The organism is Leifsonia sp. Root112D2 (genome assembly GCF_001424905.1).
Classification (GTDB): Bacteria; Actinomycetota; Actinomycetes; order Actinomycetales; family Microbacteriaceae; genus Root112D2.
In genome coordinates, this window is the sequence record NZ_LMCU01000001.1 from 2,008,958 (window position 1) to 2,025,772 (window position 16,815).

General features: G+C 67.3%; 16 protein-coding genes. 11 read left to right on the plus strand and 5 right to left on the minus strand.

Translation table 11 applies throughout. The annotated features are described in order from the left end of the window. The first annotated feature begins 25 nt into the window (after positions 1–25). From ASC63_RS09335 to ASC63_RS09380, 10 genes are all read left to right on the plus strand, one after another. On the plus strand, positions 26–952 hold the full coding sequence (locus tag ASC63_RS09335) for a carbohydrate ABC transporter permease (RefSeq protein ID WP_235492072.1): 927 nt from the start codon (positions 26–28) through the stop codon (positions 950–952). Beyond that, a complete protein-coding gene (locus tag ASC63_RS09340; protein ID WP_055812330.1) occupies positions 949–1,821 on the plus strand; it encodes a carbohydrate ABC transporter permease in 873 nt (290 codons plus the stop codon). The genes ASC63_RS09335 and ASC63_RS09340 overlap by 4 nt, the downstream gene beginning before the upstream one ends. A gap of 11 nt (positions 1,822–1,832) precedes the next feature. Further along, positions 1,833–2,987, plus strand: coding sequence for a galactonate dehydratase (dgoD, locus tag ASC63_RS09345; protein ID WP_055812333.1), 1,155 nt, complete (start codon positions 1,833–1,835; stop codon positions 2,985–2,987). 8 nt (positions 2,988–2,995) lie between these two features. Continuing rightward, the gene (locus tag ASC63_RS09350; protein ID WP_157487646.1) at positions 2,996–3,649 is read left to right on the plus strand and encodes a bifunctional 4-hydroxy-2-oxoglutarate aldolase/2-dehydro-3-deoxy-phosphogluconate aldolase; all 654 of its coding nucleotides are present in this window, start codon (positions 2,996–2,998) and stop codon (positions 3,647–3,649) included. After that, positions 3,642–4,175, plus strand: a complete 534-nt coding sequence (locus ASC63_RS09355; RefSeq protein ID WP_055812337.1) for a gluconokinase — start codon at positions 3,642–3,644, stop codon at positions 4,173–4,175. The genes ASC63_RS09350 and ASC63_RS09355 overlap by 8 nt, the downstream gene beginning before the upstream one ends. A 207-nt stretch (positions 4,176–4,382) precedes the next feature. Then, positions 4,383–5,000: a 50S ribosomal protein L25/general stress protein Ctc gene (locus tag ASC63_RS09360; protein ID WP_055812338.1), complete on the plus strand. Its 618-nt coding sequence runs from the start codon at positions 4,383–4,385 to the stop codon at positions 4,998–5,000. Positions 5,001–5,063: 63 nt separating this feature from the next. After that, entirely contained in the window at positions 5,064–5,651 is a 588-nt protein-coding gene (gene pth, locus ASC63_RS09365) for an aminoacyl-tRNA hydrolase (protein WP_055812341.1), read from the plus strand. Between the two features lie 60 nt (positions 5,652–5,711). After that, positions 5,712–9,332, plus strand: a complete 3,621-nt coding sequence (gene mfd / locus ASC63_RS09370) for a transcription-repair coupling factor (protein ID WP_055812342.1) — start codon at positions 5,712–5,714, stop codon at positions 9,330–9,332. 63 nt (positions 9,333–9,395) lie between these two features. Next, complete coding sequence (locus ASC63_RS09375) at positions 9,396–9,815, plus strand: GntR family transcriptional regulator (RefSeq protein WP_055812343.1); 420 nt, start codon at positions 9,396–9,398, stop codon at positions 9,813–9,815. Further along, positions 9,812–10,981, plus strand: a complete 1,170-nt coding sequence (locus ASC63_RS09380) for a DUF1648 domain-containing protein (protein WP_055812346.1) — start codon at positions 9,812–9,814, stop codon at positions 10,979–10,981. Before ASC63_RS09375 ends, ASC63_RS09380 begins: the two co-directional genes overlap by 4 nt. On the opposite strand, the gene ASC63_RS09385 is transcribed toward ASC63_RS09380, so the two are convergent. After that, on the minus strand, positions 10,978–12,162 hold the full coding sequence (locus ASC63_RS09385; protein ID WP_055812348.1) for a Na+/H+ antiporter NhaA: 1,185 nt from the start codon (positions 12,160–12,162) through the stop codon (positions 10,978–10,980). The genes ASC63_RS09380 and ASC63_RS09385 overlap by 4 nt on opposite strands. Next, positions 12,159–12,527 (minus strand): VOC family protein, encoded by a 369-nt coding sequence (locus ASC63_RS09390; RefSeq protein WP_055812351.1) that lies wholly within the window; start codon positions 12,525–12,527, stop codon positions 12,159–12,161. The genes ASC63_RS09385 and ASC63_RS09390 overlap by 4 nt, the downstream gene beginning before the upstream one ends. 118 nt (positions 12,528–12,645) lie before the next feature. Between ASC63_RS09390 and ASC63_RS09395 the strand changes: the two genes are divergently transcribed. Further along, entirely contained in the window at positions 12,646–13,389 is a 744-nt protein-coding gene (locus ASC63_RS09395) for a MazG family protein (RefSeq protein ID WP_055812354.1), read from the plus strand. A gap of 34 nt (positions 13,390–13,423) precedes the next feature. Here the strand turns inward: ASC63_RS09395 and ASC63_RS09400 are convergent, their stop codons facing one another. From ASC63_RS09400 to ASC63_RS09410, 3 genes are read right to left on the minus strand one after another with little or no spacing between them, the layout of a single operon-like run. Further along, positions 13,424–14,602 carry a DUF4232 domain-containing protein gene (locus ASC63_RS09400; RefSeq protein ID WP_157487647.1) on the minus strand — a complete coding sequence of 393 codons (1,179 nt, stop codon included), beginning with the start codon at positions 14,600–14,602 and terminating at the stop codon, positions 13,424–13,426. Positions 14,603–14,622: 20 nt separating this feature from the next. Beyond that, positions 14,623–15,741, minus strand: coding sequence for an ABC transporter permease (locus tag ASC63_RS09405; RefSeq protein ID WP_055812360.1), 1,119 nt, complete (start codon positions 15,739–15,741; stop codon positions 14,623–14,625). Continuing rightward, positions 15,738–16,730: an ABC transporter ATP-binding protein gene (locus tag ASC63_RS09410; protein WP_082487452.1), complete on the minus strand. Its 993-nt coding sequence runs from the start codon at positions 16,728–16,730 to the stop codon at positions 15,738–15,740. The genes ASC63_RS09405 and ASC63_RS09410 overlap by 4 nt, the downstream gene beginning before the upstream one ends. Positions 16,731–16,815 lie beyond the last annotated feature (85 nt).

Sequence of the window (16,815 nt, forward strand, 5' to 3'; positions counted from 1 at the left end):
GCACACACACCAACGGAGGTGAACGATGACCGTTTCGGTCTCGAACCGGAATTCGGCCTGGCGGGCGTATTCCGACTGGGCGAACAGGCACCGCAAGTGGCTGTTCGCGGCTCCCGCGATGATCGTGGTCGGCCTGCTGATAGCGATTCCGCTTGTCTGGACGATCTACCTCAGCCTGACCAATTCGGAAGGCTCGGTGCGTGCCCCGCACGACTTCATCGGTCTCTCGAACTACGTGCAGATTCTCACAGACACCACGCGCTTCTGGCCGGCCGTCGGCCGCACCTTCATCTTCACCTTTGGCGCCCTTGCCGTCGAGATGGTGCTCGGCATGGGCATCGCGCTGCTCCTGTGGCGGCCGTTCCGGGGCGAGCGCTGGGTGCGTGTGGCCATCCTGCTGCCGCTCGTGGCAACGCCCGTGGCCATCGGCATGATGTGGCGGCTCATCTTCGACCCGAACATCGGCTTCGCCAACCAGCTGCTCAGCTGGGTGGGCATTCCCGCACAGCCCTGGCTCTCGGGCGAGCTCACGGCGCTGCCCACACTCATGTTCGTGGACATCTGGCAGTGGACGCCCATGGTGGTGCTCATTCTGCTGGCCGGGCTCACCTCGCTTTCCGACGAGCCCGATGAGGCGGCCCGCATCGACGGCGCGAGCACCTGGCAGCGCTTCTGGTACGTCACGCTGCCGCTCTTGCGCTCGACGGTGATAGTGGCCCTGCTGCTGCGCTCGATCGACGCCTTGAAGACCTTCGACATCCTCTACGCCACCAAGGGCAAGGGCGGAGGCTCCTTCCACGAGGTCGAGACGCTCAACGTCTACGCCTACGGGCTGAGCTTCGACTACAACGACTACGGCGTCGCATCCGCCGTTCTGATCGTCTTCTTCCTTCTCATCATCGCGATCATGTGGGCGCTCACGTTCCGCAGGAAGGCCAAGGCCACGCCATGACAACGACACTGACTCCCACCCGAACCGTGCCCGCGAGGGCCCCACAGCAGAGGCGCCGTCGCCCCAAGGGCTACACGATCTTTCGTGCGGTCGCGCTGATAGTTGTCGTGCTCGCCTTCGTTGCGCCGCTGCTGTGGATGCTGGTCTCCTCGTTCAAGACGAACGTGGACATCTACGACGCCAGCAAGACCGTGGTCTTCACGCCCACGTTCAGCAACTACAACAATGTGCTCGGGCGTGACAACTACTTCAGCTTCATCTTCAACAGTTTCTGGGTTGCCTTCGCCTCCACCGGGCTGTCGCTGGTGATAGGAGTGCCTGCCGCCTACGCCATGAGCCGGTTCACCATGCACCGTTCGGCACTGGTCGTGCTCATGGCCCGCATCATTCCCGGCGTGAGCCTGCTGGTGCCGTGGTACTTCATCTTCGCCAATCTGCACCTGGTCGGCGGCTACGGTGTGCTGATCCTCTCGCACGTCTTCGTGGCGCTTCCGCTCATCGTCTACATCATGATGAGCTTCTTCGACTCGCTTCCGCTCGAACTGGAAGAGCAGGCGCAGGTGGATGGACTGACCCCGATCGGAGCATTCCAGCGCATCACGCTGCCGCTCTCCGTGCCCGGAATGGCGACGGCGGGCATCCTGGCGTTCATCTTCTCGTGGAACAACTTCATGTTCGCTCTCGTACTCGCGGGCGCCAACACGAAGACCCTCCCGGTGGCGATCTTCAACTTCGTCTCCTACGCGAGCATCGACTGGGGCGGGCTGATGGCCGCGGCGGTCATCGTGACGGTGCCCATCATGGTCATCGCCCTGTTCACACAGAAATACATCGTCTCCGGCCTGACCGCCGGGGCCACGAAGGGTTGAGCCGCACGGTGATGCAGTCCAGAACCATTGCCCGAATCGAGACGTTCCAGATCGCACCACGCTGGCTGTTCGTGCGCATCGAGACCGATGACGGTGTCGTCGGCTGGGGCGAGGCGTCGCTCGAGGGCAATTCCAGTGCCGTCGCCGCCGTGCTCGGGCAGTTCGCCGAATATCTCGTGGGCAAGGATCCTGGCGCGATAGAAGACCACTGGCAGGTGCTCACCAAGGGCGGCTTCTATCGTGGCGGTGCCGTGCTGGCCAGCGCCGTCTCGGGTATCGACCAGGCGTTGTGGGACATCGCGGGCAAGGCCCTCGGCGTTCCTGTGTACCAGTTGCTGGGCGGTGCGGTTCGCGAGCGCATCCGTGCATATGGCTGGGTGGGCGGCGATGAACCGAGCGAGCTGGCAGATGCCATCGGCGCCCAGATCGCCGTCGGTCTCACCGCCGTCAAGATGAACGCGAGCGGCAAGATGAGCCGCATCGGCTCGGTCGCAGAGATCGACGGTGTGGTGCAGCGGGTGGCCGCCGCGCGCGAGGTGCTCGGGGAGCACCGCGATATCGCCGTCGACTTCCATGGTCGGTTCACCCTGGCCAATGCGCGCCGGGTGGCACCGCTGCTGGAGCCACTGCACCCCTTCTTTCTGGAGGAGCCCGTCGTTCCCGAGAATTCGCACGTCATCGGGCAGTTGGTGCAGGCGACCTCGACACCCATCGCCACAGGGGAGCGGCTGTACAACAGGCAGGAGTTCCTGCCGGTGCTTCAGGCGGGGATAGCGGTAGCCCAGCCCGATCTTTCACACGCCGGCGGCATCTCCGAGGTGCGCCGCATCGCCTCGCTCGCCGAGACCTTCGATGTGCAACTCGCTCCGCACTGCCCACTCGGGCCGCTCGCGCTCGCGGCCTGCCTGCAGGTGGGATTTGCCACGCCGAACTACCTGATCCAGGAGCAGAGCATCGGCATTCACTACAACAAGGGCGCCGAGGTGCTCGACTACGTGCTCGACAAGACACCGCTGCAATTCGTTGACGGTAACATCGAACGACTCACGGCCCCCGGCCTCGGTATCGAGATCGACGAGGCGGCGGTTCGCGCCGCCGACAAGCGTGGAATTGCCTGGCGCAGCCCGGTGTGGCGACACGCGGACGGCTCGTTCGCGGAATGGTAGGAAGAAGCATGACCCACGACTTCATCGATGGGCTCGCCGAGGCGCGCCTTCTCGCCATCATCAGGGGAGCGGATGCCGCTGCCGCGCTCGCGGCGGGCACGACGCTCATCGAGGCGGGCGTGCGCTACCTCGAGGTTTCGCTGGTCACGGCGGATGCCGCTGACGTCATTCGCGCGCTCGTCGACGCATCCGCTGGTCGTGCGCTTGTCGGAGCGGGCACCGTGCTCACAACGGCGGATGTTGATATCGCGGCCGCAGCCGGCGCGCGTTTCATCGTTACTCCGGCCGTCTCGGAGAGCCTGCCCGCCTCGGTCGAACGAGGCCTTCCGGTCATTGCGGGCGCGCTCACGCCCAGTGAATGTGTTGCGGCGATGGCTCAGGGCGCCACGGCCATCAAGCTGTTCCCCGCCTCCTCGGGGGGCCCCGATTACCTTTCCGCGCTGCGCGACCCACTGCCACGCACGCCGTTCGTGCCGGTGGGGGGAGTCGGGGCCGAGACGGCGCTCGAGTACCTGCGCCGCGGTGCACTGGCGGTCGGCGTCGGCAGCCCGCTGCTGGGCGACGCCGTCTCCGGAGGCGATCTGGGTGCGCTGGTCACGCGAGCCGAGCGATACCTCGCGGGCGTCGCATCCGTGCCGAGGAACGAAGGCCCCCATGTCTGAACTCTCCGCGGCCGAGCCAGCGTCCACGCACCCGCTCGTGCTGGTCATGGGGGTGTCGGGTTCGGGCAAGAGCACCATCGGCGCGGCACTCGCCCGCGCCCTCGGGGTGGACTTCGTCGACGGCGATGCACTGCACCCGGCCGCGAACGTGGCGAAGATGGCGGCGGGGGAGCCGCTTGACGATGCCGACCGCTGGCCATGGCTGGCGCGGGTCGGGCAGCGGCTCGCCGAGGCGCGCGGTACCGGACTCGTCGTGGCATGCTCGGCGCTGAGACGCTCCTACCGTGACGCGATTCTCGCGGAGGCTCCCGGCGTTGTCTTCCTGCATCTGAGCGGATCGCGCGAGCTGCTTTCGTCCCGCCTCACCCAACGCCAGGGGCACTTCATGCCCCCGAGCCTGCTCGAATCACAGCTGGCCACGCTGGAGCCGCTCGCCGACGACGAACCGGGTGTTGTGGTGCAGAACGATGCGCCCGTCGACGCGGTCGTGGCCGAGGCCGTCGCGGGCATCCGCTCACTCGTGTAAACTCGACCCTTGGCTCAGGGCACCGGTTGTACACGGTGTCACGGGCCGAAGGAACTTCGGCGAGGGACGCCGTCTTCGAAGCAACCGAAGAGGCATCCGTTATCGACGCGGTGGAGTGCGGCTTTACAGCTATTCCTCACGCTGACATGCGTTCGAGTTGAACAACAGATCAATTATCTGGGCTGAGAGCCCGCGAAGGAGTGCACCATGAGTGACGACAACAAGGTCGTCGCGGAACACCGCGAGAAGTTCGGCAAGGGCGCTGCGCGCAAGATCCGCGCCGTCGGCAAGATTCCCGCCGTGATCTACGGCCACGGATCCGACCCACAGCACGTGACCCTGCCCGCCCACCAGGTCGGCCTGATCCTGCGCAAGGCGAACGCCGTGCTCGCACTTGAGCTCGACGGCAAGACCCAGCTCACGCTCGTCAAGGACGTGCAGAAGGATCCGGTACTGCAGATCATCGAGCACCTTGACCTCATCGTGGTCAAGAAGGGTGAAAAGGTCGAGGTCGAGGTTCCTGTGCACGTCGAGGGTGAGTCGTTCCCCGGCACGCTCGTACAGGTGGAGCTGAACACGCTGCGTCTCGAGGTCGAAGCCACGAACATTCCGGAGCGCGTCTTCGTGAAGGTGGACGGCGCCGAGGAAGGCACACAGATCCACGCGCGCGACATCGAGTTGCCCGCCGGCGCAGCACTCATCGATGACGCCGATGCCCTGGTTCTGCACATCACGGTTCCGCGCGCCACGGCCGCAGAGACCGCGGACGAGGCTGCCGCGGCTGAGGAGACCGCCGAGGCTCCCGCCGAGGAATCCGCAGAATAGACACGCCACGCGCGGGTCGGAGGCGGTCAACCGCAGCCGACCCGCGCGTAGTCTGTTAACCCCATGGATGACTCTCTCTGGCTCGTCGTCGGGCTCGGCAATCCCGGCCCGGGCTACGCGGGCAACAGGCACAACGTGGGAGCGATGGTTGTCTCGCAACTGGCCGCACGCGCATCCGCCACGTTCAAGCGGCACAAGACCAACGCGCAGGTGGCCGAGGGGCGGCTGGTGGCCGGAGGCACGCGCTTCGTGTTCGCCAAGCCCCTGTCGTTCATGAATCTTTCCGGTGGCCCGGTCTCGCAACTGCTGCGCTTTTACTCGTTGGACGCATCACGGCTGATAGTGGTGCATGACGAACTCGATATCCCGTTCGACACCGTGAAACTCAAGGTCGGCGGCGGCCACGGCGGCCACAACGGCATTCGCGACATCGCCTCGGCGATAGGCACCCCCGAGTTCGCGCGGGTGCGCGTGGGCATCGGGCGGCCCCCCGGGCGACAGGATGCGGCGGACTTTGTGCTGCGGGACTTCTCCGGCACCGAGCGTCAGGCGCTGCCCTCGCTCATCTCCGATGCTGCGGATGCCGCGGAGCAGATCGCGACAGACGGCCTGACGGCCGCGCAGTTGCGCTTCCACACGCCCCGCGCCTGACGCCGTCCGCCCGATGCCCACGGGCGGCGCGTGTCGGTGGCGCGCCGTAGACTTTGACGAGTGATACTTCAGGGCTTGATCGCGGCGCTTTCGCGCGCCTCCACATTCGACGACGCCCTGGCGTATGCGGCACGTGACGCCGACTTCTCGCTCACCGATGGCCTGCGGGCGCCCCTCATCGCGGGCCTGCTCGGGCACCGAGCACAGGCCGGCCAGTCGCAGGCGCTGCTGATCGTCACGGCCACGGGGCGCGAATCCGAGAGCCTGCGCGGCTCCCTTGCGGCCTTCATGCCCGACGCGGAGATCGTCGAGTTTCCCGCCTGGGAGACCCTGCCGCACGAGCGGCTCAGCCCGAGTGCCGAGATCGTCGGCAAGCGGCTGAGCGCCCTGCGCCGACTGGCCGCGTGGCAGGAGGGCGGCGAGGCGCATCCGATCATCGTGGTTGCATCGGTTCGCGCCGCCCTGCAGCCCGTCGCCGACAACCTCCTCGACTTCGAGCCGGTGCTGCTGGAGCCGGGCAGGCTGGGTTACGACCTCAGCTCTCTGTCGGCCCAACTCGTCGACCTGGCATATTCCCGGGTGGACATGGTGACCAGGCGCGGCGAGTTCGCGGTGCGCGGCGGAATCCTGGACGTCTTCCCGCCGGTGGCGGAGCATCCGTATCGCATCGATTTCTTTGGTGACGAGGTCGAGCAGATTCGCGCATTCTCGGTGGCCGACCAGCGCTCCCTGCCCGAGCCGATTGCCTCGGTGAGCCTGCCTCCGAGCCGCGAGCTGCTGCTGAGCCCGGCCGTGCGGCAGCGCGCCCGCGAGATGGAGCACGAGTTTCCGAGCCTGTCTGGCATGCTCGCCAAGATCGGCGAGGGCATTCCCGTCGAGGGCATGGAGTCGCTTGCCCCCGCGCTCGTCGACCGGCTCGTGCCGCTCACCCACTATCTTCCCGATGGCGCGGCGATCGCGGTCGTCGCCCCCGAGCGCGTCGCCAGCCGCTCGGTGAGCCTCGCCGAGACCAACCGCGAGTTTCTCTCCGCGGCCTGGAGCGCGGCCACGGTGGGTGCCGCGGCACCCATCGACCTGGCCGCCGGCGACTTCATGACCCTCGGTGCGCTGCGCGACTCGGTGCGCTTCAGCAAGCCGGGGCAGACGGCGCCGGACCATCCATGGTGGACGCTCAGCGCGTTCGACTCCGGCGAGGTGCTGCCCGAAGAGCGCACCATCGAGGAGCACCTCACCGTGCGCATCGCCGCGGATGCTGTTCCCAGCTTCCAGGGCAACGTCACCGGCGCCATCGAGCACGTCGCGGCACTGCTGCGTGACGGCTGGCGGGTGGCGATAGTTGCGGAGGGGGTCGGTCTTGTCGAACGTGCCGCCGCGGTTCTCGCCGAGCACGAGTTGCCGGCGCGCCAGGTCGAGGCGTTTCCCACGGATGCCGAGGCCGGCGTCGCGTACCTGCTGCAGGCATCCGCCGAACACGGCTTTGAGCTGCCCGAGGCGAAGATCGCCCTCATCGGCGAGACCGAGTTCTATGGGCGCACCATCGGCTACGACTCGCGCCAGGTCAAGAAGCTCGCCGTCAGGCGCAAGTCCGTCGTCGACCCGATGCAACTCAAGGCCGGCGACTTCGTGGTGCATCAGACCCACGGCATCGGCAAGTTCGTGGAGATGACGCAGCGTCAGGTCTCCAGCGGCGGGCGTAACGCCGTGAAATCGGTGCGCGAATACCTGTTGCTCGAATACGCGCCGTCGAAGCGTGGCTACCCCGGCGACAAGCTCTACGTGCCCACCGACCAGCTCGACCTGCTCAGTCGCTACGTCGGCGGGGAGGCGCCGGCGCTCTCGAAGATGGGCGGCAGCGACTGGTCGGCCGCGAAGGGTCGCGCGCGCAAGGCCGTGCGCGACATCGCCGTGGAGCTCGTCAAGCTGTACTCGGCGCGCATGGCGAGCAAGGGGCACGCCTTCCCGCCCGACACCCCCTGGCAGCGCGAGCTCGAAGAGGCCTTCCCCTTTGCCGAGACGCCCGATCAGTTGCAGACCATCGAAGAGGTCAAGGCCGACATGGAGCGGCCCATTCCCATGGACCGGCTCATTTCGGGCGACGTGGGCTTCGGTAAGACCGAGATCGCTATCCGGGCCGCATTCAAGGCGGTGCAGGATGGCAAACAGGTGGTCATGCTCGTGCCGACCACCCTGCTCGTGCGCCAGCACATGGAGACATTCCAGGAGCGCTTCGCCGGGTTTCCCGTGCATCTGCGTGCGCTCAGCCGATTCCAGACCGACAAAGAGGCGCGCGAGACTCTTGCCGGACTTGCCGACGGCACCGTCGACGTGGTGATAGGAACGCACCGGCTGCTCGCCGAGGGCATCACGGTGAAGAATCTCGGTCTCGTCATCATCGACGAGGAGCAGCGTTTCGGCGTCGAACACAAGGATGCGCTGAAGAAGCTCAAGACCAATGTCGACATTCTGGCGATGAGCGCCACGCCCATCCCGCGCACGCTCGAGATGGCGGTCACGGGCATTCGCGAGATGTCGACGTTGGCGACGCCGCCGGAGGACAGGCATCCGATTCTCACCTTCGTCGGGGCGTATTCCGACCGGCAGGCCGCCGCGGCGATCCGCCGCGAGCTGCTGCGCGAGGGGCAGGTGTTCTTCGTGCACAATCGCGTGCAGTCGATCAGCCGGGTCGCCGCCAAGCTCGCCGAACTGGTGCCCGAGGCGCGCATCGCGGTTGCCCACGGCCAGTTGCCCGAGCATGTGCTTGAGCAGGTGGTGGTGGACTTCTGGGAGCGCAAGTTCGACGTGCTCGTCTCGACCACCATCATCGAGACCGGCCTGGACATCGCGAACGCGAACACGATCATCATCGACCGGGCCGACAAGTACGGGCTCAGCCAGCTGCACCAGTTGCGCGGTCGCGTGGGTCGCGGCCGCGAGCGCGCCTACGCGTATTTTCTCTGGGATGGCGATAAACCGCTCTCGGAGACGGCTCACGACCGGCTCTCCACCATCGCCGCGAACAACGAGTTGGGCAGCGGCATGCAGGTGGCGCTGAAAGATCTCGAAATTCGCGGAGCGGGCAATCTGCTCGGCGGAGAACAGTCCGGGCACATCGCCGGCGTGGGTTTCGACCTCTATCTGCGCATGATCGGCGAGGCCGTCGGCACCTTCCGCGGCGAGGTGGCCGAGGGGCAGACCGAGCTGCGGCTCGAGTTACCCGTTGATGCGCACATTCCCGAGGAATATGTAGACAGCGAGCGACTGCGCCTCGAGGCGTACCAGAAGCTGTCGTCGGCGAGCTCACCCGCGGCCAAGGGCGACCAGATCACGCTCGTGCTCGAGGAACTGACGGATCGCTACGGTGAGCCGCCCGCCGAGGTCGCCAACCTCATCGCGGTTTCCCGGCTTCGTCTGGCCGCCCAGCGCGCCGGGCTGAGTGAGGTTGTGGCGATGGGGTCGAATCTGCGCATCGCACCGGCGAATCTGCCGGACTCGCTGCAGGTGCGCCTGCAGCGCATGTACCCCGGATCACGCCACTTCGCCCAGAACAACTCCATCTCGGTGCCGCTGCCGCGCGTGAACGGCGAGACGGTGGCGGATGCCGACCTCATCGAGTGGGTGGGTGCGCTGCTCACGGCACTCTTCCCGGCGTCCGTCGAGGCCCCAGCGGCAGCTCCGGAATAGCTCGACCACCGGCTGTGAATCTGTACTATAGTTACTAGTACAGATGGATCAGTTGGAGGCGTCATGCAGATTGAGGTCGACCCGCTCTCGTCGGTGCCCATCTATCAGCAGATCAGGGACCGCATGGTGGAGGCCGTTGCATCCGGTTCTCTGGCGCCGGGCGACCAGCTCGCCTCGGTGCGCCAGCTCGCCGTCGCCTTCGGCATCAACGTGGCCACGGTCACCAAGGCCTATGAGGCGCTGCGCCACGAGGGCATCATTCGCACGAACCACAAGAGCGGATCTGTCATCGCGCGTGGGCCTCAGAGCGGCCCGCCCGACGCGGCCTTTCTCGACGAATGGATGCCCCGCCTCACCACGCTGCTCGCCGAGGCCGTCGCGCAGGGCATGCCCCCACGTGAGATCGCCGAGCGCAGCAGCGCGGTGCTGGCAGATTTCGGCGCCGCTGCGCCCCACTCGAATTCCGAGGAGAAAACCGAATGACCTGGATCGCCTTCACCGTTTCGCTCTCGACCGTGGTGCTCATCGCCGCAATCATGGTTCTCATGCCGGCAGTCACCCCGCGCACGGTGCCCCTCGGGGTGAGCGTGCCGGCGGCGCGCGTCGACGAGCCGGTCGTGCGCTCGGCTGTACGACGGTACCGACTCGGTGTCGCTGCGGCCTTCGTTCTCAGCGTGATCCTTGCCGCTGCACTCGCCTTTACGGCACCAGTTGCGGCGACCATCGTGCCGACCTTCGCGATGCTGCTGCTCGCGGCGGCCGCGTATGTGGTGGCGCGACGCGGCATCCGGCAGGCCAAACAGAGCGAGGGCTGGTACGACGACGTTGCCGTGCGGCTGAGCGCCGATGTCACGCCCACAGCGACGCCTCGTGCCTCGGTGCAGCCGGCGTGGTACCTGGTGTCGCTCGTACTGCTGGCCGCGACGGCGGCCGTGGGTGTTTCGGTCTATCCGCGCCTGCCGAACCCGATTCCCATTCACTGGGACGGGGCGGGACACATCAATGGTTACGCCGACAAATCCATCTGGAGCGTATTCGGCACCCTCATGATCGGGGCCGCTCTCATCGCGTTGCTCTTCGGCCTTGCCTTCCTGGTGCGCGCCATGCCCCAGCGCATGAGCGGTGGAGGAGAGCCGCAGACCAGGGCGCTTCGAGCCCGTGTTCAGGTACATCTGGGCATGTCGCTGCTCGGTCAGCTCGCCGTGCTCGTCGTGGCGATCCTGTGCGCCACAACGCTGCTGTCGTGGCTTGCCCCCGGTAATTCAACGGCCATGACGGTGGCGCTGATCACCCTGATTGCACTGATGGTTGTCGTGCTCCTCGTCTTCATGTTCCGCTACAGTCGCGAGGTGAAAGTGCGGCCGGACCACCCCACGAAGCAGCCGGATGCCGCGGGCGCTGTTTCCACCCCGCGCACGTCGGCCTTGCGCACGTCATCCGACGCCCCCGATGACGACCGCTTCTGGAAGCTTGGCTTCTTCTACGTCAACCGCAATGACCCCGCCACGATGGTGCCCAAACGCTTCGGCGTCGGCTGGACGGTCAACCTGGGCAGCCCCGGTGGCATGGCCGCGGGCATCCTGATCGCCCTGGTCATCGTTGCCGCGATAGTCGTCGGCATCGTCGTGCCGACGCACCACCTCGGTTAGTCGGGAGCCGAGCCGCGTGCGGCTGCGGCGTAGTGCCGCGACCGCAGCGTGACCGCGATGGCGGCGAAGACTATCGAGATTCCCGAGCCGAGCAGCACCGCGAGCGTGCCCTCGTCTGTCACCTCGTGACTGCGCGCGAAGGCGAGCTCGTTCATGAGCAGCGAGACGGTGAAGCCGATGCCGCCGAGCGCGCCGACCACCGCGACATCCGCGAGCCGCAGCGCCGGCCTGTCGCGCCGGGTGGCAATGAGCGCGGCGAGCGAACCCGCGAGGGTGATACCGACGAACTTGCCGACGGGAAGGGCAACGAGAATGCCCCAGAACGCCGGGCTGAGCTCGCCGAGCCCCACCGTCGGAATGGCCACGGCGGCGGCTGCGAGAGCGAAGAGTGGCAGCACGATGGTGTTCGAATACGGTTCCAGAATGTGCATGACTCGGCCACCGGGGCGCCGGGCTATGACAAGGCCCAGAACCACGCCGGCGATGGTGGCGTGCACGCCCGAAAGGTAGGTGAACGCCCACGCCAGCGCGGCCAGCACGACCATCGCGGTGATGATGGGCCACTGTGGGCGTCGGGCGAGAATCCAGGCGGATCGCGGCTTGAGCAGGCGGCTGAGCAAGCCGAAGCCCGTCGCGGCCACGACAGCGAATCCGAGGAACGGCAACTGCACGTCCTGGGTGAAGAAGAACGCGATGATGAGAATGGCGACGAGGTCGTCGAGCACCGCAAGCGCGAGCAGAAAAACGCGAACCCGGTTCGGGATGCTGCGCCCGAAGACCGCGAGCACGCCGAGCGCGAAGGCGATATCGGTGGCGGTCGGAACCGGCCAGCCGCCCTCGTAGCCCGAACCCGTGGCGAAGAGCAGGAAGATGCCAGCTGGAACTATCACCCCGCCGAGCGCCGCGATGGCCGGCAGCGCCGCCTTGCCCGGGCTGTTCAGATCGCCGACGACGAGCTCGCGCTTGAGTTCGACCGCGACGATGAAGAAGAACATGGCGAGCAGGCCGTCGCTGATCCAGTGGGATACGGAGAGGTCGAGCCCCGTTCCGGGAATCGGTAGCTGGGTGTGCAACGCGTCGAGCATGCCCGGCCCGATAGCGGTATTGGCCAGCACCAGACCAACGACGGCTGCGGCGAGAAGCAGGCCGGCAGAGAAACGCTCCGAGCGGATGAGGGTCACGCTGGCTCGTTCGTCGGCCGGGCGTTGACGAGGCAAAGCACATGGCCGTCGGCGTCGCGCAGCACGGATTGCCGTTCGCCCCAGGGCTGGTCAGCCGGCTCGTCGACGACCGTCGCGCCGGCCGCCGCTGCGGCCTTGGTCACGGCATCGACGTCGTGCACGGCGAAGCTGGGTGCCACGCCCGCGTCGCTCGGGTGCGGCGGCCGCTGGTGCAGCAGAACGTCGATGACCGGATCCTCGGTTCTCAACATCACCAGCTCGCCCATCGCGTAGACCCGTTTCAGCCCGAGCACACTTTCGTAGAGGCGCAGCGCCCGCGGCAGATTCGAGACGGACACGGTGAGTCTGGCGAGCCGAGCGGTCATTCTCTTAGGGTATGCCACCGTCGAGACGCTCGGTCGGCCCGCTGCCCGTCTGCGGTCGGCATGCCGAGGGAGCGACATCGTGAGTGGGAGGATGGGAGCGCGACAACGGGAGGATTTCATGAGTGACGTGAGCGAAGCATCCACAGCCCCTGAGCAGGCCGCGCCCGGGCAGTCGAAGCTCGATGAGCTCATCGCCGTGACGGCGCGATTGCGGGCGCCGGGCGGATGCCCGTGGGACGCCGACCAGACGCACGCCTCGCTCGTGCAATATCTCGTCGAGGAGAGCTACGAGCTCATCGACGCGATCGAGACCGGCAGCCGCGAGGACCTGCTCGAAGAGCTCGGCGACGTGCTCTACCAGGTGCTGTTCCACGCCGACCTCGCCGCGCACACGCCGGGCGAGGAGTTCGACATTCAGGACGTTGCCGCGCAGATGACCGCGAAAATGGTGGGGCGGCATCCGCATGTCTTCGGGGACCGTAAGGCGGAGACCGCGGCGGATGTTGTGGGGTTCTGGGAGGAACTCAAGCGCGACGAGAAGCCGCACCGCACGAGCGTTCTCGACGGCATTCCGCAGGGAATGCCCGCGCTCGCGCTCGCCGACAAGCTGCTGGGCCGCGCCCACAAAGTTGGTATCCTCGATGCGGATGCCGCCGGCCCGATTTCGGTGACGAACGAGGATAAACTCGGTCCGCTGCTGCTGGCCATTGTGGCATCGGCCAAGGCGCAGGGACTCGACGCCGAGCGTGCGCTACGCACCGCGCTGCGCGGCCTGCAGCACGAGATTCGCGAGGCGGAGACGGGCCAGACGACGGATGCGGCGGATGCCGGCATCATCGGGCTTCCGGCCACCGAGGAGTAGCCGTCCCCGCGGCGACGAGCCGTGGTGTTGCGGCTCAGCGGCTCACGGGGGCGGTGCGTGCCGCCGCTTGCCAGGCGGTGAGCGTGGCGCTGCCGCCGCCGACCAGGTCGAGGCGCAGCGTGAAGGGCGCGGCGTAACCGCCGAGCACGGGGGCGATTCTTATGGATGCGACGGCGCCGTCGGCGTCGAGGCGCCCCGCTGTTCTCCAGCTCAGTACCGCCGTCGCGCTGGCGCCCGGCGCCAGAACGATCTTCGGCGGGGAAGCCGCCGGGGCCGAGGCTGACCCCGTGGGTTGCACGGCGATGTCGAGCACGGCGCCATCGGCGGAACTGAAGGAGAGCGAAGGAAAGCCGAAGGCATCGCAGGCCGTGGTGCCGGCATTCGTGAGGTAGATCGAGAGCGCACGCTGGCCGAGTGCGGCATCCGTTGAGCCTACAGTGAGGCGCGAATTCTCCGGCGTGCAGCGGTTGGGATCGGCTTCCGCAGGCGGGATCGGCGCGACTGTCTCGGTGGGTGCCGGCTGGGGAACGGCGGTGATCGACGGTGGCGGGCTGCTCGGCCGGGCGATGCCCGGCTCCACGGCGTGGTTTCGCGCCCAGGCGGCTGACTCGGCGGCGAAGGAAAGGCCACCGGCGGTGAGTGCCAGCACGAGCACGATGCCAACTCCCGCTCCGATCGCGGGGCCGGAGCGGCGTTGGAGAGGCAGAGCAGCCTGCGGCCCCCGCCGCGCGACCACAACCGCCACGAGCGCGGGCACCCAGCCGGCGAGCGCACCCCAATACGCACTCTGCACCACGTACGCCCATGGCCAGTCGGCCCCGTTGGCAATGAACGCGTGCGGAACCGCCTGCACGGCCTGGCCTATCGCCACGGCGAGGCCCGCCACGGTCGACGCGAGCACCGCGCCCAGCCAGGTACCGACGAACAGCAGGGCCCACCGATGCCGCGGCGGCGATGCGGTCGTTACCGTCGTCGTCGCGGCCACCGAGCGCGCGGCCAGCCACGCGCTGAACCCGACCCCGGCCGCCACGAGCAGGGCTGCCGTAACGCAGACGGCCACGCCCGGGGCATCCAGTGCCGTCTCCCGCCCGAAAGTCGCGGGCACCACGACGTCCACCAGCTCGCCGTGCACGGTCGAGCGAACGAAGATCAGGTACCAGTTCAGGGCGCCGGATGCCGCCCACAACGCCCCCGCAACAACGCCGGCACTCACACCGACCCGCATCACGTGCCTCACGCGACGCGGCTCCCGCGCGCGAGTCGTCGCGTGGGCGTCATCGTGCGCCGCCATGCCCAGAACAAGGCGGCAGCCGCCAGAAGCAGGTGGATGCCGACGCCGACGAACCAGCTCGGTACCGCCGCATCGTGAAGTTCGCGCGGCGTGGGGCCATACGGTCCCTCGGAGCCGTTCTGGGCGGCGAAATCGCGGCAGTAGTTGTTGGTGACGGTGCTGGCCGGAGCCTTCTGCGCCGCGCGTGCACCCGAGGAGATCGCGCTGAACAGGTTGGTCGGGTTGCCGGAGCTGTCGAAACCGCCGGGCACGGCATCCGCCAACACCACATACGGGTTGGCGGCGAGAATGCCCCAGTATCGGTCGAATCGTGACGTCTGGTAGGTGGTCACCTCGGGCGGCAGGCACACGGGGTCGATCGGGTTGCCCGTCGACTCGTCAAATTTCGGATTGTCGATGCCGATGTACGTGTTGGTCACCTCGGTGCGCGTGACGGCGCCGAGGAGGCCGAACGCGATGAGGGTGCCGACGCTGAGCGCGGCCACCACCAGATACGTTGTGACGATCGAGAACAGCGGCCGCGTGATGATGCCCGAGAGAGCGACACCGATGGCCGCGAGCAGCCCCAGTTCGACGGCCAGAATCAGGGCGGAGACCGCGATGGTCGCCACGGAGATGTTGCCGAGCACGAGCGAGATGGCGATGAACGGCAGGCTCGCCACCAGGAACACGAGCGAACTCACCCAGGCCGCGATGAACTTGCCGAGCACAAGCTGGCCGGTGGTGATGAGCGTGACCTGTGTGGTGGCCAGGGTACCGGCATCCCGCTCACCATTGATGGCGTTGCCGCTCAGCGCCGGGGTCACGAGAGTGCCGAGCAACAGCACGAAATACACGATGATCGAGTACAGCCAGCCGCCTGAACCGGTGCTACCGGAGCCGGTGGCGCTGGGATCAGTCGGGCCGAAGATATTGCTCGCCGAGGCGAGCCACAGCAGCAGTGTGACGATGGCGACGAGCAGCACAAAGATGCCGATGAGCACGTACCAGGCCACGCCCCGCACCCGCTGGCGCAGCTCGAGTCCGATGATCAGTCCGAGTCCGGAGAAGAACTTCTTCACGATGCCGTCTCCCCGTTGGCCTGCGCTCTGTTGAGGTCGAGAAAGGTGTGCTCGAGCTCGCCGACGGCGGGGGAGAAGGCGCTGATCTCCGCGCCCGCACCCACCAGCGCCCGCAGCAGCGCTGCCGCATCCGCCTCGCCGGTGACGCTGACGAGCGCACCCAGGTTATCGATGCTGATGCGCGTCGGTTCCACGCCCACGGAGGCGAGCTGTTCGGGCAGCCGCAGCCGCGTGTGATCGACGACGCGAATGCGCCACTGTCGCAGGCTCGCTCCGGCCCGGGCCACCGCATCGGCGGATGCCGTCACCCCGGCGCTCATATACACGGCAGCGTCTGCCATCTCCTCCAACTCGGCGAGCACGTGACTGGAGACCAGGATGGCCACGCCCTCACCCGCAAGCCGTCGCACGAGCGTGCGCAGATCGGCGCGGGCTGCGGGATCCAGACCGGATGCCGGCTCGTCGAGCAGCAGCACCCCCGGCCGGTGCACGAGCGCCCTGGCTAGGCTCAGGCGCTGCTTTTGTCCGCGTGAGAGAACGCGGGCGGGCTGATCGGCGAGTGGAACGAGACCGACGAGCGCTATCAGTTCCTCGGCGCGAGCGGCCGCCGATTCCTTCTCGATGCGATACATGCGCGCGGTGGTCTGAAGGGCGGTGCGCACGCTCAGGCTGCCCCAGGAACCGAGGGCGTCGGGCATCCAGCCCATGGTGCGCCGCACCGTCTCGGGGTCGGTGACGGGGTCGTGACCGCCGATCTGCACACTGCCCGCATCCGGTTGCAGCAGGCTGGCGAGCATGAGCAGCAGCGTGGTCTTGCCCGAGCCGTTGGGCCCGATGAGTGCTGTCACGGAGCCGGGCTGCACGGTCAGGGATGCGTCGCGCACGGCGTGGACGCCGCCGAAGGAGCGTGCCACGTGGCTGACGGAGATGCCCGCGTTCGCTCGATGGGTCGCTTCGTTCTCGGCAGGGGTCATATCGGATTCGGCCATGCTGGGCTCCTCGGCTCGGCGTTCTGCGAGTCTAGGCAGTCGCCCGGCACCGCGGCATCAGCCGCACGAATGACTCTCTCTTTTC

Coding starts and splice junctions, on each gene's coding strand:
- ASC63_RS09335 (WP_235492072.1), top strand. CDS start 26: ATGACCGTTTCGGTCTCGAACCGGAATTCGGCCTGGCGGGCGTATTCC.
- ASC63_RS09340 (WP_055812330.1), top strand. CDS start 949: ATGACAACGACACTGACTCCCACCCGAACCGTGCCCGCGAGGGCCCCA.
- dgoD (WP_055812333.1), top strand. CDS start 1,833: ATGCAGTCCAGAACCATTGCCCGAATCGAGACGTTCCAGATCGCACCA.
- ASC63_RS09350 (WP_157487646.1), top strand. CDS start 2,996: ATGACCCACGACTTCATCGATGGGCTCGCCGAGGCGCGCCTTCTCGCC.
- ASC63_RS09355 (WP_055812337.1), top strand. CDS start 3,642: ATGTCTGAACTCTCCGCGGCCGAGCCAGCGTCCACGCACCCGCTCGTG.
- ASC63_RS09360 (WP_055812338.1), top strand. CDS start 4,383: ATGAGTGACGACAACAAGGTCGTCGCGGAACACCGCGAGAAGTTCGGC.
- pth (WP_055812341.1), top strand. CDS start 5,064: ATGGATGACTCTCTCTGGCTCGTCGTCGGGCTCGGCAATCCCGGCCCG.
- ASC63_RS09375 (WP_055812343.1), top strand. CDS start 9,396: ATGCAGATTGAGGTCGACCCGCTCTCGTCGGTGCCCATCTATCAGCAG.
- ASC63_RS09380 (WP_055812346.1), top strand. CDS start 9,812: ATGACCTGGATCGCCTTCACCGTTTCGCTCTCGACCGTGGTGCTCATC.
- ASC63_RS09390 (WP_055812351.1), bottom strand. CDS start 12,527: ATGACCGCTCGGCTCGCCAGACTCACCGTGTCCGTCTCGAATCTGCCG.
- ASC63_RS09395 (WP_055812354.1), top strand. CDS start 12,646: ATGAGTGACGTGAGCGAAGCATCCACAGCCCCTGAGCAGGCCGCGCCC.
- ASC63_RS09410 (WP_082487452.1), bottom strand. CDS start 16,730: ATGGCCGAATCCGATATGACCCCTGCCGAGAACGAAGCGACCCATCGA.